Consider the following 16723-nt stretch of genomic DNA (forward strand, 5'->3'; position numbering starts at 1 on the left):
GGGTTCCCTCTCCCCGTTCGAAGGGGAGAAGGTGGCCGGCGGGCTGGATGAGGGCCCAGTTCAATACACGTTTCAACGGACTGACATGCGTGCGGCAAAGAACACGAAGAGGAACCTGGTGACGGCGGCGCTGGTAGCGCCGGCGGCGGCGTGGCTTTGTGTCTTTCTCGTTCTCCCCTTCATCGCCATGCTCGTCTTCGCTTTCGGCGAGCGGGCGCCGGAAGGCGGCTATCAGGCGGCTTTCACCTTCGCCCAGTTCGCAAACCTGCCGACGCGCGCCGCAGCCTTCTGGAACACGCTGATGCTTGCGCCAGCCGGCGCTCTGCTCTGCCTTCTGGTGGCCTATCCTGTCGCCTACTACCTCGCCGTCAGGGCAAACCCGCGCTATCGCCTGATCCTCGTATCGCTGGTCGTCGTGCCGTTCTGGACGAGCCTTCTGGTGCGCACCTATGCCTGGATGTACATCCTCGGCTCGCGCGGCATTCCCAATCTGCTCGCGATGATCGGCATCGAGGACGTGCGCATGCTCAACACGCCCGGCGCCGTGCTGCTCGGTATCGTCTACGGCTAGCTGCCGCTGATGATCATGCCGATCTATGTGAGCCTCGAGAAACTCGACCGGCGGCTTCTTGAGGCTTCCGCCGATCTTGGCGCCAAGCCGGTTTCCAGCTTCCTCGGCGTCACCCTGCCGCTATCGCTCCCGGGCGTCATGACCGGCATCGCGCTGGTGACGATCCTGCTCCTCGGCGAATATCTGATCCCCCAGCTTCTCGGCGGCGGCAAGGTCTTCTTCATCGGCAACGCGCTGGTCGATCTCTTCCTGCAATCACGCAACTGGCCCTTCGGCTCGGCGATCGCCGTCACGCTGGTTGCCGTCGTCGTCGTCGTGCTCATGGTGGCGATGCGCATCGCCTGGAAGGTCGCCGGAACAAGACAGGTGGATCTCGTCTGATGCGTGCCCTCGTCTCCTCCGTCTATCTCTTCCTCTATGCGCCGATCGCGCTCGTCGTTCTGTTCTCCTTCAATGCGGGGCGCAATGCGAGCGAGTTCACCGGCTTCTCCGCTGCCTGGTACGGCAAGGCTCTCAGCAACACCTTCCTGGTTTCAGCACTGCAGAACAGCCTAATGATCGCCTTCACGAGCGCTGCGCTTGCGGCGGTCTTCGGGACCATGGCGGCGCTTGGCATGGAGCGCCTCGGGCCGCGCATGCGAGCCTTCTTCGATGCCCTCTTCGCCGCTGCCATCGTCGTTCCGGGTGTCGTCATCGGAATCGCCACGCTCGTGGCGCTGGTCGCCGTCTTCTCCTTCGTTAATCCAGCGCTCGCGACGATCTGGCCGGGCGATCACCCGCCACAACTCGGTCTTGGCTACGGCTCTATCATCGCCGCCCATGGGCTGTTCTCGATGGCACTCGTCGCCATGATCGTGAAGGCGCGGATCGCCAGTCTCGGCCGTGACATCGTCGAGGCGTCCAGCGATCTCTACGCGACGCCGCTCACCACCTTCCGACTGATTGTGCTGCCGCAGATCCTTCCCTCGATTCTTGCCGGCTTCCTGCTCGCCTTCACCTTCTCCTTCGACGATTTCATCATCGCCTTCTTCGTCGCAGGCTCGAAGACCACCTTGCCTATCTATGTCTTCGCCTCGATCCGTCGCGGCGTGACGCCGGAGATCAATGCGATCGCAACCTTGGTTCTCGTCGCGTCGCTTCTCCTGATCCTGACTGCGCGCGTGCTGATGCGCGAGACGAAAAGCAAATCCGGGGAGTGAAACCATGATCCTGAAAGACCGGATCGCGATCGTGACCGGCGGCGGCTCCGGAATCGGTCAGGCGGGTGCCGCCATCATGGCGCGCGAAGGCGCCCATGTGGTGGTCGTCGACCGTAGCGCGAAGGCTTCGGAAGAGACCGTGACATCGATCGCCGCCAAGGGCGGCAGCGCCGAACCTCTAGCGATCGACGTCACCGACGACGGAGCGCTGTCGAACGGCATTGCCGACGTCCTTCGACGGCATGGCCGCATCGATATTCTGCACAACCATGCCGGCGCCCAGGTGGCCGGCGACCTGGAACAAGTCGAGGTGGCGGGTTTCGATCGCTCGTGGAACCTGAACGTTCGCGCGCACTTCATGGCGGCTCGCCTCGTCGTGCCGTCGATGAGGGCGGCGGGGCGCGGCGTGGTCGTCAACACCTCGTCCTCTTCCGGCGTCCTCTACGACCGTGAGATGATCGCCTACACCACGACAAAGCACGCCGTCATCGCCATGACGCGGCAGATGGCCGGCGACTACGCGAAACATGGGGTGCGAATAAACGCACTCTGCCCCGGCTGGGTCGACACGCCGTTCAACGAACCTTTCATCAAGCAGATGGGCGGTCGGAAGGCAATCGAGGCCTATATCCGCGAGAAGGTGCCGCTCGGACGGTGGGCAAGCGTCGACGAGATCGCCGAAGCGATCCTCTTCCTTGTCTCCGACCGTTCCTCTTATATGACCGGCCAGGTCCTTGTGGTCGACGGCGGCGAGACAGTCGTCTGAGCTACTGGCATCCTGCTCCGGTAGCAGATGAGAAGAAACTGCGCGAGCTTTCACTTCGGTGGCAGCGAGAGCACGTAGCCGAGCGCCGCATCGAGCAGGCGCTTGCGCAGCGCGTCGTCGCCATAGGCCTCGGCGCCGGCACGCACCCATCCATGCATCCTCCGCTCGCCCATCACCATCTGGGCGACGCCGGGCAGCGCCAGCGCCCAGTCGTCACTCCCCTTGCCGAGCCGCACCAGCATCCCGTCATCGCGTGCGCCGCAGACGAGATTGCCGTTCACGAGAAAAGCCAGGCCGCCGAACATCGGTTTCTCGGAAAGCCCCGGCCGGTCGCCGAGTTCTTGCCTTACCAATTCCTCCAGTCCCGTGTCGCGCATGGGTCGTCTTCCTCCTTCTTGTGCCGCAGGGCGGCGCGTGCCTGAATCACCTTCCCACGAGCCGGCGATAGATCGCTGATTCGATTCATCAAAACGCCGCTGCTGAATCGCCCTTTGAAGTGGTTCAATCAACTCTTGAGCTTCAGCCGCCGGCGTGTCTCGCTCGGGCTCTCGCGATAGTGTGCGCGATAGCTTCGCGAAAACGACGACGACGAGTTGAAGCCGGAAATTGCCGCGATGTCGGCGAACTCCATCCGCGTCTCGATCACCTTGCGGCGCGCCGCATTGAGCCGCAGCGCCAGATAGTGTTCGTGCGGCGCCACGCCCATGGTGTCCTTGAAGAGGTCCTGCAGGTGGCGGGCGCTGACGCCGACCCGGCGCGCGAGCCGTGCAAGCGTCAACGGCGCCTCGACCGTCTCCTCCATCAGCTTGACCGCCGCACCGACCCGCTCGTCAAGGATGCGCATATTGCCGATTGCCGGCACCTGTAAGAGGTCGCCGCGCGTGCGCTCCTGCTCGTAGATGAAGAGACGCGAGACTTCGAGCGCCAGCGAATAGCCGTGCGCGCGGCGGATCACTTCCAACATCAGGTCGAGCGTGGGCAGCGAGCCGCCGGTGGTGATGCGCTTGCCATCGATGACGAAGCGCTCCCGAACCATCGTCACCTGCGGATAGGCGCTGGCGAAATCCTCGAAGTCTTCCCAGTGGGTCGTGGCGGAAAAATCGTCGAGCAGGCTCGTCTCCGCCAGAAGCCAGGACCCCGATTCGATGCCGGCCATCGCCTCCCGGTGCCGGGCCGTCTGCGACAGCAGCATCTTGAGCTGTGAGGTAGCGCTGCGCCGCCAGTTGTAGCTCGACAGCACGAAGAGCGGCGCCGTTTCGCGTTGCGGCCGGAAGGGGCCGGACACCGGAATCGGGATGCCGCTTTTCGTCTCGATCGCCTCGCCGTCCGGGCTGAACATTGTCCAGCTGTAGAGCGTTCGCCCGACGATGCGGTTGGCGGCGCGCAGCGGCTCGATAACCGAGGCGACCAGAATGAGATTGGTCTCCGGCAGGATCAGCAAATCGATATGCTGCGCCTGCGAAACACTGCCGTCCATCGCGAAACTTCCCCCGGCTGTCTCCGAGAATGTATAGGATCGTTCCACTTTTGGAAAGCAGCCTCGCCGTTTCTGGCTCGTAATGGGTCCAACGAAAAGGGAGACAGCCATGCCGCTCAGCATGAACCGCGAGGTTTTCGTCACCTGCGCCGTCACCGGCTCCGGAGACACCGTTTCGAAATCCAGCCATGTTCCGATCACGCCGAAACAGATCGCCGAAGCGGCAGTCGAAGCGGCCAAGGCGGGTGCTGCGATCGTCCATTGCCATGTCCGCGACCCGGAGACCGGCGCGCCGGCCCGCCGCCTCGACCTCTACAGGGAAGTGACCGACCGCATTCGCTCCGCCGATATCGACGTCGTTCTCAACCTGACCGCCGGCATGGGCGGAGACCTGATCTTCGGCAATGTCGAAAGCCCTCTCCCGCTCAACGAGAAAGGCACCGACATGGCCGGCGCCACCGAGCGCGTCGCCCATGTCGCCGAATGTCTGCCGGAGATCTGCACGCTCGACTGCGGCACGATGAACTTCTCGCTCGGCGACTACGTGATGACCAACACGCCGTCTATGCTGCGCGAGATGGCGCGCCAGATGACCGCACTCGGCGTGCGTCCCGAGATCGAGGCCTTCGACACCGGCCATCTCTGGTTCGCCAAACAGCTCGTCGAGGAAGGTCTGATCGAGGATCCGGTGCTGATCCAGCTCTGCATGGGCATTCCCTGGGGCGCACCCGACGACCTCAACACCTTCATGGCGATGGTCAACAACGTGCCGGCGAACTGGACCTTCTCGGCCTTCTCGATCGGCCGCAACGCGCTCGCATATCCGGCGGCGGCGATCCTTGCCGGCGGCAATGTCCGCGTCGGACTGGAGGACAACCTCTATGTCGGCAAGGGCCAGCTCGCGACCAACGGCCAGCTCGTCGAAAAGGCGGTGTCGGTGATCGAGGGCATGGGGGCGAAGATCATCGGGCCCAAGGAGGTTCGCGAGAAGCTGAAGCTGACGAAGAGATAAGACCCCTCCCAACCCTCCCCACAAGGGGAGGGCTCGACATGCGTCGGCGCCGAACTCCGAACGAAGCGCATGTTTCCGCGGAGATGTTCGCAAGAAGGCCGGCCCCCGGCGCGGTTAGTCGCCGGAGAGAGGGCCGCAGAGGATCCGGAGCCACCCACCCCTCCCCCTTGTGGGGAGGGTGGCCCAAAGGGCCGGGAGGGGCTCCCACGGAACGATTTGGATGGAGAGGCAATGACCATCATCACCAAGGCCGCCTGCGTTGGCGGCGGCGTCATCGGCGGGGCCTGGGCGGCGCGTTTCGCGCTCGCCGGCATCGACGTCAACATTTTCGATCCGCATCCAGAAGCCGAGCGCATCATCGGCGAGGTCATGGCCAATGCAGAGCGCGCCTATGGCATGCTAACCATGGCGCCGCTGCCGCCGCGCGGCAATCTCACCTTCTGCAAGAGCATTGAGGAAGCCGTCCACGATGTTGACTGGATTCAGGAAAGCGTGCCCGAACGGCTGCCGCTGAAGCGCGGCGTCATCACCGAGATCGACGCAGCCGCCCGCCCCGACGCGTTGATCGGCTCGTCGACCTCGGGCCTGCTGCCGTCCGACCTCCAGGCCGAGATGAAGCATCCCGAGCGCATGTTCGTCGCCCACCCTTATAACCCGGTCTACCTGCTGCCACTGGTCGAGCTCGTCGGCGGCAGGAAGACATCCCCCGAGACGATCAGGCGCGCCGAGGAAGCCATCGCAGAGATCGGCATGAAGGGCGTCGTCATCGCCAAGGAGATCGAGGCCTTCGTCGGCGACCGCCTGCTCGAAGCGCTCTGGCGCGAAGCGCTCTGGCTGATCCAGGACGACATCTGCGATACCGAGACGCTCGATAATGTCATGCGCTATTCCTTCGGCATGCGCTGGGCGCAGATGGGTCTCTTCGAGACCTATCGCATCGCCGGCGGCGAAGCCGGCATGCGCCACTTCCTCGCCCAGTTCGGCCCCTGCCTCAAATGGCCCTGGACGAAGTTCACTGATGTCGTCGATCTCGACGACGCGCTGGTCGAGAAGATCGGCGCGCAGTCCGACGCCCAGGCCGCCGGCCGCTCGATCCGCGAACTGGAACGCATCCGCGACGAAAACCTCGTTGGCATCATGCAGGCGCTGAAAGCCGGCAATGGCGGTGAAGGCTGGGGTGCCGGCAAGCTGCTCGCCGATTTCGAGGCGCGCCTCTGGGCAAAGGGCGGCAATCAATCGAAGTCTTATGACGCCTCCGGCCCGCTGCGCCTCGTCGAAACCAAGGTCAACGCCGCCTGGGTCGACTATAACGGCCACATGACCGAGCACCGCTATCTGCAGCTCTTCGGCGATACGTCGGATGCGCTGCTGCGATTGATCGGCGTCGACTTCGCCTATGTCGAGGCCGGCCACAGCTACTACACGGTGGAGACCCATATCCGCCATCTCGGTGAGGCGAAGCTTGGCCAGGCGCTCTATACGACCCTGCAAATTCTCGCCTCCGACGAAAAGCGCATCCACTTCTTCACGCGGATCCACGATGCCGCCTCGGACGACGTGATCGCCACCGCCGAGCAGATAATGCTGCATGTCGATGCCAAGGCCGGCAAGTCGGCGCCGGCGCCGGCCGATGTGCTGGCGAAGCTGAAGCCGATCGCGGAAGGGCATGCGAGGCTTGAGGTGCCGGGGGGCGCCGGGCGGCATGTGGGGCAGAAGCGGTAAAGGTGATGAGAGCGGACGATTGCCCCTCATCCGCCTGCCGGCACCTTCTCCCGGTTCTGACGGGGAGAAGGGACATGCCGCAACGGCCTGCTTTTTGCTGGCGGAGGATGCTGGTAGCCAAAGTCCCCTCTCCCCGCATGCGGGGAGAGGGTTAGGGTGAGGGGCAAAGCCGCACCGGGGAAGCCTGCGGATCGATGGGGAGATCGGCCGGATGACAGGCGGACTAAAATGACGAGGGAGAACAATGAATTTCGCACTGACCGAAGAACAGCAGATGATCGTCGACACGGTCCGCGGCTTCGTCGAGACCGAGATCTATCCGCATGAAAACGAGGTCGAGCGTACCGGCACCGTACCGCGCGAGCTCGGCCAGGAGATCGCCCGCAAATGCAAGGAGCTCGGCTTTTTCGCCTGCAATTTTCCCGAAGAGGTCGGCGGCGCCGGTCTTGATCACCTCACCTTCACGCTCGTCGAGCGCGAGCTCGGCCGCGGCTCGATGGGCCTTACCGTCTTCTTTGGCCGCCCCTCCGGCATCCTGATGGCCTGCAACGAGGAACAGCGCCAGCGCTATCTGCTGCCCGCCGTGCGCGGCGACAAGTTCGATGCGCTTGCGATGACCGAGCCGGATGCGGGCTCCGATGTGCGCGGCATGAAATGCTTCGCCCGGCACGACGGCGACGACTGGATCGTGAATGGCACCAAGCACTTCATCAGCCATGCCGACATCGCCGATTTTGTCATCGTCTTCATCGCCACCGGCGAGGAGCAGACGCCGCGCGGGCCGAAGAAGAAGATCACCTGCTTCCTCGTCGACCGCGGCACGCCCGGTTTCGAAATCCGCGACGGTTACAATTCCGTTTCACATCGCGGCTACAAGAACTGCATCCTCACTTTCGACGACTGCCGCCTGCCCTCCTCCCAGATTCTCGGCGAACTCCACAAGGGCTTCGATCTCGCCAATGACTGGCTCTATGCCACCCGTCTGACGGTTGCCGCCACCTCCGTCGGCCGGGCCCGCCGCGCCTTCGACTACGCGCGCTCCTACGCCGCCGAGCGCAAGCAGTTCGGCAAGCCGATCGGCGCCAATCAGGGCGTCTCCTTTAAGCTCGCCGACATGATAACCGAGATCGATGCCGCGGACCTACTGACTTTGTCTGCCGCCTGGCGTCTCGACCAGGGCCTGCCGTCGAACCGCGAAATCGCCTCAGCCAAGGTTTTTGCGACGGAAATGCTTGCCCGCGTCACCGACGAGGCGATCCAGATCTATGGCGGCATGGGCCTGATGGACGACCTGCCGCTCGCCCGCTTCTGGCGCGACGCCCGCGTCGAGCGCATCTGGGACGGCACATCCGAAATTCAGCGGCACATTATCAGCCGCGATCTGCTGCGGCCGCTGGGGGCGTGAGGGAATGGTCGTCGTTCCGCAAGTCACCCCCCTCTGCCCTGCCGGGCATCTCCCCCACAAGGGGGGAGATCGGCAAGACGCGACCACCCCGTTTCTTTTTCAGACAACCGTCTGGGCGACCCGCCGCCCATTGATAGTCTATAAGCACTCCTCGACGGCCACTGACTCGCGAAAACATTGCGCCGTCCAATCTCCCCCCTTGCGGGGGAGATGCCCGGCAGGGCAGAGGGGGGTATTCCGCGGATCGCGCACCCTTGAGGCGTTCAACGAGGGCGCCGCATGACCACCTCTCCCCGCTCTCTCGATCGCCTCATCCGCCCGCAATCCATCGCCGTCTTCGGCGGCAAGGAAGCGCGGCGCGTCATCGAGCAATGCGACAGGATGGGCTTCGCCGGCAAGATCTGGCCGGTCCATCCGCGCGAGGATGAAATCCTCGGCCGCCGCTGCTACCGCTCCGTCGCCGACCTGCCGGAAGCGCCGGATGCTTCCTTCGTCGGCGTCAACCGGGCGCTCACCATAGAGATCATCCGCGATCTCGCGGCGCGTGGCGCCGGTGGCACCGTCTGCTACGCCTCCGGTTTCCGCGAGGCGGCGAGCGAACTTGCCGATGGCAACGACCTCCAGGAGGCGCTGGTCGCGGCGGCCGGCGACATGCCGATCGTCGGACCCAATTGTTACGGCTTCATCAACATGTTGGACGGCGCGCTGCTCTGGCCGGATCAGCACGGCATGCTCCGCGTCGAACGCGGCGTCGCGATCCTTACCCAATCCTCGAACATCGCCTGCAACATCTCGATGCAGAAGCGCGGCCTGCCGCTCGCCTATGTGATGACCGCCGGCAACCAGGCGCAGACCGGCCTTTCGGACATCGCCTGCGCCGTTCTCGAGGATCCGCGCGTCACCGCCGTCGGGCTGCATATCGAAGGCTTCGACAGCATCGAGGCCTTGGAAAGGCTCGCACACCGCGCCCGCGAACTTCGTAAGCCGGTCGTGACGCTGAAGGTCGGCAAGTCGGAGGCCGCTCGTCTGGCAACGGTCTCCCACACCGCTTCGCTTGCCGGTAACGACCGCGTCTCTTCGGCGTTGCTTGCCCGCCTCGGCATCGGCCGCGTCGATACCCTGCCGGAGCTGCTCGAAACATTGAAGCTCCTGCATCTCCACGGCACCCTCCCCAGCGCCGACATTTCGTCGATGAGCTGCTCCGGCGGCGAAGCGTCGCTGATGGCGGATGCCGGCGTCCGGCGCAGGGTGAACTTCCGACCGCTCAAGGAGGAGCAGCGCCAGCCGCTCAGGGAAAGCCTCGGCGAGATGGTGACGATCGCCAATCCGCTCGACTACCACACCTTCGTCTGGGGCAACCGCGAAAAGCAGACCGCCGCCTTCACCGCCATGATGCAGGGCGGCTACGCGCTGAACCTGGTCGTGCTCGATTTCCCCCGCCTCGACCGCTGCGATGCCGCCGACTGGGTAACGACCTGCGATGCGGTCATCGACTCCGCCAATGCGACGGGCGCCGTCGCCGGCATCGTCGCCAGCCTCGGCGAGAACATGCCGGAAGAAACGGCTCTCTCCCTGATGGCAGCCGGCGTCGTGCCCTTCTTCGGCTTGGACGAGGCCCTCGCGGCGGCCGAAACGGCCGCCGCGATCGGCACCGTCTGGGCAAATCCGGCGCCACCGCCGCTCGTCAAGATGGCAATGGGCGGCGGAGATCCCGAGACGTTGACGGAGGCCGAAGCGAAGGCGGAGCTCGCCGCGGCCGGCGTGTCGGTCCCGAACGGCAAGACCGCCCGGACGCCTAAAGAAGCGGCGGAAGTCGCCGAAACCCTTGGCTTCCCGGTCGCGCTCAAGGGCCTCGGTGTTGCCCACAAGACCGAAGCCGGTGCCGTCAGGCTCAATCTCGCAAAAAGGGAAGAGGTCGTCGCCGCCGCGGAAGGGATGGCCTCCGTCGCCTCCGGCTATCTGGTGGAGAAAATGATCGCCAAGCCGGTCGCCGAAGTGATCATCGGCGCCATGCGCGATCCCGTGGCCGGTCCGGTGCTGACCATTGGCGCCGGCGGTATTCTCGTGGAACTGCTCGATGATTCCGCGATCGTGACGCTACCCGCCACCGAAGAGATGATCGAAGCAGCGATCGACGGTCTGAAGGTCAGGAAGCTGCTCGGCGGCTACCGCGGCAGCCCGAAGGGCGATGTCGCGGCGTTGACAAGGACTGTCGCAGCCGCGGCATCCTATGTCGTTGCAAACGCTTCCAAACTCGAAGAACTCGATATCAATCCTATTATGGTATTGCCGGACGGCCATGGAGTTGTCGCCGCCGATGCCTTGATCCGCCGGAGGAAATGACGCCTATGACCGGACCGATCCTCACCCGCCGCGAAGGTGGCATTCTCGAAGTCACGATCGACCGGCCGAAGGCGAACGCCATCGACCTGAAGACCAGCCGGCTGATGGGTGAGATCTTCCGCGATTTTCGCGACGATCCGGCGCTCCGGGTCGCGATCGTCACCGGCGCCGGCGAAAAATTCTTCTGTCCCGGCTGGGACCTGAAGGCGGCGGCGGACGGCGATCCGGTCGACGGCGACTATGGTGTCGGGGGGTTCGGCGGCATGCAGGAGCTTCGCGACCTCAACAAGCCGATCATTGCCGCCGTCAACGGCATCTGCTGCGGCGGCGGGTTGGAGATCGCCCTTTCGACCGACCTCATCCTCGCCGCCGAACACGCGACCTTCGCGCTGCCGGAGATCCGCTCGGGCACCGTTGCCGACGCCGCCTCGATCAAGCTGCCGAAGCGTATCCCCTACCACATTGCCATGGACATGCTCCTGACCGGGCGCTGGCTCGAGGCCGCGGAGGCCCATCGCTGGGGCTTCGTCAACGAGATCCTGCCCGCAGGCCGGCTGATGGAGCGTGCCTGGGAACTGGCGCGCCTTCTCGAGAGCGGCCCGCCGCTCGTCTATGCGGCAATCAAGGAGGTCGTGCGCGAAGCCGAGGGCCGCGACTTCCAGACCACGATGAACAAGATCACCCGTCGCCAGCTCAAGACGGTCGACGTGCTCTATTCCAGCGAGGACCAATTGGAGGGCGCGCGCGCCTTCTCCGAAAAGCGCGATCCCATCTGGAAGGGGCGATAGCTTACCGGCGGAAGGAAATGATGATTTAGGACGTTACAAGCTTCGGCCGAGAGGATAGCCTTATGGTTGAAGCTCATAGCGCCCCCAGGTGAGGGAGGACGGAGGAAGGACATCAAGCGGAACAGTGCCTTGGGCCATCTCACGATGGCGATACGCAGTCTCTACCAACCACAATGAACGGCGAATGCCGGCAACGAAAGGGAACAGGGGAATGAGCGATTACAAGGATTATCTGACACGACAGATCATGCTGGGCAAAATGAACCGCCGCGAATTTCTCGGGCGCGCTGCCGCCCTCGGCATTGCCGCATCGACGGCCAACACGCTGTTTGCGGCGAGTGCCGCGGCGCAAGAGCCGAAGCGCGGCGGCCATCTGAAACTCGGTCTCGAAGGCGCGGCCGCAACCGATTCGAAAGACCCGGCAAAGGCACTCTCGCAATTTCTGTTCGTCGTCGTTCGGACCTGGGGCGACCTGCTGGTGGAGAGCCATCCGACGACCGGCGCGGCCGTACCGGCGCTTGCCGAGTCCTGGGAGCCTTCCGCCGACGCGGCCACTTGGACCTTCACGATCCGCAAGGGCGTCAAATTCCATGATGGCAAGGAACTGACGGTAGAGGACGTCGTCAAGACGCTGCAGCGACACACGGACGATAAGTCGGAGTCGGGCGCCCTTGGCGTGATGAAATCCATCAAGGAAATCAAGGCCGACGGCGGCAAGCTCGTGCTGACGCTGACGGAAGGCAACGCCGACCTGCCGCTGCTGCTTTCGGATTATCACCTCGTCATCCAACCGAACGGCGGCATGGACAACCCCGACGCCATGATCGGCACCGGCCCCTATAAAGTCGCCAGCTTCGAACCGGGCGTGCGCGCCACTTTCGAAAGGAACCAGGACGACTGGCGTACGGACAGAGGTTATGTGGATTCGATCGAACTGATCGCCATGAACGATGCGACTGCACGCATCGCGGCGCTCTCCTCGGGTCAGGTGCATTTCATCAACCGCGTCGATCCGAAGACAGTCAACCTCTTGAAGCGCGCGCCGACCGTCGAAATCCTCAACACGTCCGGCCGCGGCCATTACGTCTTCATCATGCATTGCAACACCGCGCCGTTCGACAACAACGACCTTCGGATGGCGCTGAAGCTGGCCATGGACCGCGAGACCATGGTCCAGCGCATCCTCGGCGGTTACGGCAAGATCGGCAACGACTTCCCGATCAACGACACGTATGCGCTCTTCCCGGAGGGTATCGAGCAGCGCGTCTATGATCCGGACAAGGCAGCCTTCCATTACAAGAAGTCCGGCCACAGCGGGCCGGTATTGCTGCGCACCTCCGACGTCGCCTTCCCAGGCGCGGTGGATGCGGCGGTCCTCTACCAGGAGAGTGCCAAGAAGGCCGGCATCGAGATCGAGGTCAAGCGCGAGCCGGGCGACGGCTACTGGACCAATGTCTGGAACGCCCAACCGTTCTGCACGTCGTATTGGGGCGGCCGTCCGACCCAGGATCAGATGTATTCGACGGCTTATCTGTCGAACGCCGACTGGAACGACACCCGCTTCCAGCGTGAGGACTTCGACAAGCTCCTGCTCGAAGCGCGTTCCGAACTAGACGAGGCCAAGCGCAAGGACATGTATCGTACCCTAGCGATGATGGTGCGGGACGAAGGTGGCGTTATCCTGCCGATGTTCAACGATTTCGTGAACGCATCGACTAAACAGGTGAAGGGCTACGTCCACGACATCGGCAACGACATGTCGAACGGCTATGTCGCAACCCGGGTCTGGCTGGACGCCTGACCATGGAGAGCGGACCGATCACTGGTCCGGTCCTGACCGATGGGGTCGCGGGTGAAACAGTCCCGCGCTCCGCCGATCTTTCCGGAGTGCCAGCAAAGCCCAACCCCGCCGCCGCCACGGGCGAGATCGGTGGATCGTTCTGGCGGCGTTTCGTGTTTCGCCGCCCTCTCGCGGCGCTGATCCTTCAGCGCCTCGGCCTCAGCGTCGGCCTGCTTTTTGCCGTGTCGCTGATGATTTTCGGCGGCATCGAGGCGCTGCCCGGCGATTTCGCCACCACCTATCTCGGCCAGTCGGCGACGCCGCAGGCGGTCGAGAACATCCGCAAGGATCTCGGCCTCGACCGGCCCTGGAGCGAGCGCTATCTGAACTGGCTCGGCGGCGCGGTGAAGGGCGATTTCGGCACCTCCTGGGCGAGCAAGAATTCGGTCAGCGAGCAGATCGGCAATAGGCTCGGCAATTCGCTCTTCCTCGCCTTTTTCGCGGCTCTCATCTCCGTGCCGCTCGCCGTCGGTCTCGGCATGCTCGCGGTGCAGTTCCGCAATCGACTGCCGGACAAGATCATCAATGTGATATCGCTGGCGGCGATATCGCTGCCGGAATTCTTCATCGGCTATCTGCTGATCATGTTCTTCGCGGTCCAACTGGGGGTCGCCACATTCCCGGCGACGGTCTATGACAGCATGACCTTCAGCGAACGGCTCTCGGCGATCGCCCTGCCCGTCGCAACCCTCGTGCTCGTCGTTCTCGCCCACATGATGCGCATGACGCGGGCGGCGATCCTCAACGTCATGTCCTCGGCCTATGTCGAGACCGCCGAGCTCAAGGGTCTCGGCACTTTCCGCATCATCGCCCGCCATGCGGCACCCAACGCCGTGGCACCGGTCATCAACGTCATCGCGCTGAACCTCGCCTATCTGGTCGTCGGCGTCGTCGTCGTCGAGGTCGTCTTCGTCTATCCCGGCATGGGGCAGTACATGGTGGACGCGGTGACGGTGCGCGACATGCCCGTCGTGCAGGCCTGCGGGCTGATCTTCGCGGCCTTCTACATCTTCCTCAACATGGCGGCCGACATCCTCGCCATTCTCGCCAACCCGAGACTGAGGCACCCGCGATGAATTTCAGATCTATCCCCATCAGCGCCTGGATCGGCATCGCCGGCATTGCGCTGGCAATTGTCTGCGCGCTCTTTGCCCCCATTCTTGCCCCCTTCGGCGAACGCGACGTTGTCGGCGAGATCTGGATGCCGGCCGGCGGCGATTTCCTGCTCGGCACCGACAATCTCGGACGCGACCTGCTGTCGCGTCTGATCTATGGCGCCCGCACCACCATCTTTGTGGCGCTGGCGGCGACCCTGATCTCCTTCGCACTCGGCATGATCCTGAGCTTCACGGCGGCCGTCACCGGCGGCTTCGTCGACCAGCTGTTCTCGCGCTTCAACGACCTGATGATGGCAGTCCCGACGCTGATCTTCGCACTCGTCGTGCTCGCGGTCCTGCCGCAGCATCTCTGGATCCTGATCCTGGTAATGGCGGTGCTCGATTCCACCCGCGTCTTCCGCATCGGCCGCGCCGTCGCTCTCGACGTCGCGGTGATGGAATTCGTCGAGGCGGCCAGGCTTCGCGGGGAGGGCTCGCTGTGGATCATCTTCCGGGAAATCCTGCCGAACACGCTGTCGCCGCTCTTGGCCGAATTCGGCCTGCGCTTCGCCTTCTCGATCCTGTTCCTCTCCACCCTCTCCTTCCTGGGTCTCGGCATTCAGCCGCCGGCTGCCGACTGGGGCGGCATGGTCAAGGACAACAAGGACGGGATCATCTTCGGCATCTCGGCCGCTCTCGTGCCGGGCGCCGCGATCGCAACGCTCGCCATCTGCGTCAACCTCGTCGTCGACTGGCTGATGAAGCGCACCTCGAGCCTGAAAGGAGGGCGCGGCGATGCCTGATCTGCTTTCCGTCAAGAACCTGAAGATCGAGGCGACAAGCTATCCGCCGGGCGAGCCGCCGAAGGTGGTGACGCTCGTCGAGGGCGTCTCCTTCAATCTCGAAAAGGGCAAGGTGCTGGGCCTCATCGGAGAGTCCGGCGCCGGCAAATCGACGATCGGCCTTTCGGCGCTTGCCTATGGCCGCGGCGGCGTGCGGATCACCGGCGGCGAGGTGCTGCTCAATGGCCGAGATATCCTGAAGCTCGACCGCAGCGGCATCAATTCGGTTCGCGGATGCCATGTCTGCTATGTCGCTCAATCCGCCGCGGCTGCCTTCAACCCGGCGCACAAGCTCGGCGACCAGGTGATCGAGGCGTCGCTCCGCCACGGCATCATGTCGAAAGAGGACGCGAAGAAACGCGCACTCTATCTCTTCCGGGTGCTGGGACTTCCCAATCCCGAGAGTTTCGGCGAGCGCTACCCGCATCAGGTGTCGGGCGGACAATTGCAGCGCGCCATGACCGCCATGGCCCTCTGCCCCAATCCGGAACTGATCGTCTTCGACGAGCCGACGACGGCGCTCGACGTGACGACCCAGATCGACGTTCTCGCGGCGATCAAGCACGCCATCGAAGAGACCCATACGGCGGCGCTCTATATCACCCACGATCTCGCCGTGGTCGCCCAAATCTCCGACGACATCATGGTGCTCCGCCACGGCAAGACCGTCGAATACGGCACGACCAAGCAGGTGATCGAGGCGCCGAAGGAGGACTATACGAGAGCGCTCGTCAGCGTCCGGCAGGCAAAACGCGACGAAGCTCCGGACCAGACCGGCACGCTGCTCAAGATCGAGCATGTCCATGCCGCTTACGGCAACGGCTTTAAGGTGCTGCACGACGTCTCGATGCACCTGTCGAAGGGCCAGACGCTGGCGATCGTCGGCGAATCCGGCTCAGGCAAATCCACCCTCGCCCGCGTCATCACCGGGCTGTTGCCGCCGACGGAGGGCCGCATCACCTTCGACGGCAAGGAACTGCCGAAGGCGCTGAAGGGCCGCAGGAACGAGGAACTGCGCCGTATCCAGATGATCTACCAGATGGCGGACACGGCCATGAATCCGCGCCAGACGGTGCGCGACATCGTCGGCCGGCCGCTCTCCTTCTATTTCGGCATGCACGGTGCGAAGAAGACCGAGCGCGTCGGGGAACTGCTCGATCAGATCGAGATGGGCTCACGCTTCCTCGATCGCTACCCGGCCGAACTCTCCGGTGGCCAGAAGCAACGCGTCGCGATTGCCCGGGCGCTCGCCGCCAGGCCGGAGCTCATCCTCTGCGACGAGCCGACCTCGGCGCTCGACCCGCTGGTCGCCGAAGGCATCCTGAATCTGCTTATGAAGCTTCAGGAGGAAACCGCTGTTTCCTATCTGTTTATCACCCACGACATCGCCATCGTCCGGGCGATCGCCGACAGCGTGGCCGTGATGCATCGCGGCCGGCTGGTGCGCTTCGGGCCGAAGTCGAAGGTGCTCTCGGCGCCCTTCGACGACTACACCGACCTCCTCCTGAAGTCGGTGCCGGAAATGGAAATCGGCTGGCTCGAACGGGTGCTTAAGACCAGACGCATGGAGAGTGCGGGGAATTGACCCGGAGAGCGGGGCGCCTCCGTCCCGCACACTCACTCCGATCCGCTGTAGATCGCTCACGCGCAGAAAATCGGGA

13 protein-coding genes and 1 pseudogene are annotated in these 16723 nt (G+C 64.0%); 12 read left to right on the forward strand and 2 right to left on the reverse strand.

What is annotated here, in order from left to right; all coding sequences use genetic code 11:
* Nucleotides 1–85: 85 nt before the first annotated feature.
* The 3 genes and pseudogenes from NXT3_RS12580 to NXT3_RS12590 all read left to right on the forward strand — a co-directional run bounded on the left by NXT3_RS12580 (nucleotide 86) and on the right by NXT3_RS12590 (nucleotide 2536).
* Nucleotides 86–952 (forward strand): annotated as a pseudogene (locus tag NXT3_RS12580) (ABC transporter permease).
* A complete protein-coding gene (locus NXT3_RS12585; RefSeq protein WP_037415291.1) occupies nucleotides 952–1770 on the forward strand; it encodes an ABC transporter permease in 819 nt (272 codons plus the stop codon). Before NXT3_RS12580 ends, NXT3_RS12585 begins: the two are co-directional and overlap by 1 nt.
* Before the next feature lie 4 nt (nucleotides 1771–1774).
* Nucleotides 1775–2536, forward strand: a complete 762-nt coding sequence (locus tag NXT3_RS12590; RefSeq protein ID WP_104839443.1) for an SDR family NAD(P)-dependent oxidoreductase — start codon at nucleotides 1775–1777, stop codon at nucleotides 2534–2536.
* Between the two features lie 50 nt (nucleotides 2537–2586).
* Here NXT3_RS12590 and NXT3_RS12595 read toward each other — a convergent pair whose 3' ends face one another.
* Both NXT3_RS12595 and NXT3_RS12600 read right to left on the reverse strand, forming a co-directional pair.
* On the reverse strand, nucleotides 2587–2913 hold the full coding sequence (locus NXT3_RS12595) for a TfoX/Sxy family protein (protein ID WP_097525303.1): 327 nt from the start codon (nucleotides 2911–2913) through the stop codon (nucleotides 2587–2589).
* Between the two features lie 128 nt (nucleotides 2914–3041).
* Nucleotides 3042–4013, reverse strand: coding sequence for a GlxA family transcriptional regulator (locus NXT3_RS12600; RefSeq protein ID WP_104839444.1), 972 nt, complete (start codon nucleotides 4011–4013; stop codon nucleotides 3042–3044).
* Nucleotides 4014–4122: 109 nt separating this feature from the next.
* Between NXT3_RS12600 and NXT3_RS12605 the strand changes: the two genes are divergently transcribed.
* From NXT3_RS12605 to NXT3_RS12650, 9 genes are all read left to right on the forward strand, one after another.
* The gene (locus NXT3_RS12605; protein ID WP_097538058.1) at nucleotides 4123–5025 is read left to right on the forward strand and encodes a 3-dehydrocarnitine:acetyl-CoA trimethylamine transferase BcoG; all 903 of its coding nucleotides are present in this window, start codon (nucleotides 4123–4125) and stop codon (nucleotides 5023–5025) included.
* Between the two features lie 231 nt (nucleotides 5026–5256).
* Nucleotides 5257–6747, forward strand: a complete 1491-nt coding sequence (locus tag NXT3_RS12610; protein WP_104839445.1) for a carnitine 3-dehydrogenase — start codon at nucleotides 5257–5259, stop codon at nucleotides 6745–6747.
* A gap of 244 nt (nucleotides 6748–6991) precedes the next feature.
* Complete coding sequence (locus NXT3_RS12615; RefSeq protein WP_104839446.1) at nucleotides 6992–8152, forward strand: acyl-CoA dehydrogenase family protein; 1161 nt, start codon at nucleotides 6992–6994, stop codon at nucleotides 8150–8152.
* Nucleotides 8153–8431: 279 nt separating this feature from the next.
* Complete coding sequence (locus tag NXT3_RS12625; protein ID WP_104839447.1) at nucleotides 8432–10495, forward strand: acetate--CoA ligase family protein; 2064 nt, start codon at nucleotides 8432–8434, stop codon at nucleotides 10493–10495.
* 5 nt (nucleotides 10496–10500) lie between these two features.
* Entirely contained in the window at nucleotides 10501–11283 is a 783-nt protein-coding gene (locus tag NXT3_RS12630; RefSeq protein ID WP_104839448.1) for a carnitinyl-CoA dehydratase, read from the forward strand.
* A gap of 211 nt (nucleotides 11284–11494) precedes the next feature.
* Complete coding sequence (locus tag NXT3_RS12635) at nucleotides 11495–13084, forward strand: ABC transporter substrate-binding protein (RefSeq protein ID WP_037415261.1); 1590 nt, start codon at nucleotides 11495–11497, stop codon at nucleotides 13082–13084.
* Nucleotides 13085–13086: 2 nt separating this feature from the next.
* A complete protein-coding gene (locus tag NXT3_RS12640) occupies nucleotides 13087–14199 on the forward strand; it encodes an ABC transporter permease (protein WP_037415259.1) in 1113 nt (370 codons plus the stop codon).
* A complete protein-coding gene (locus tag NXT3_RS12645) occupies nucleotides 14196–15023 on the forward strand; it encodes an ABC transporter permease (RefSeq protein WP_037415257.1) in 828 nt (275 codons plus the stop codon). Before NXT3_RS12640 ends, NXT3_RS12645 begins: the two co-directional genes overlap by 4 nt.
* A complete protein-coding gene (locus tag NXT3_RS12650; protein WP_097538054.1) occupies nucleotides 15016–16647 on the forward strand; it encodes an ABC transporter ATP-binding protein in 1632 nt (543 codons plus the stop codon). Before NXT3_RS12645 ends, NXT3_RS12650 begins: the two co-directional genes overlap by 8 nt.
* Nucleotides 16648–16723 lie beyond the last annotated feature (76 nt).

This window comes from Sinorhizobium fredii, from assembly GCF_002944405.1.
Classification (GTDB): Bacteria; Pseudomonadota; Alphaproteobacteria; order Rhizobiales; family Rhizobiaceae; genus Sinorhizobium; species Sinorhizobium fredii_C.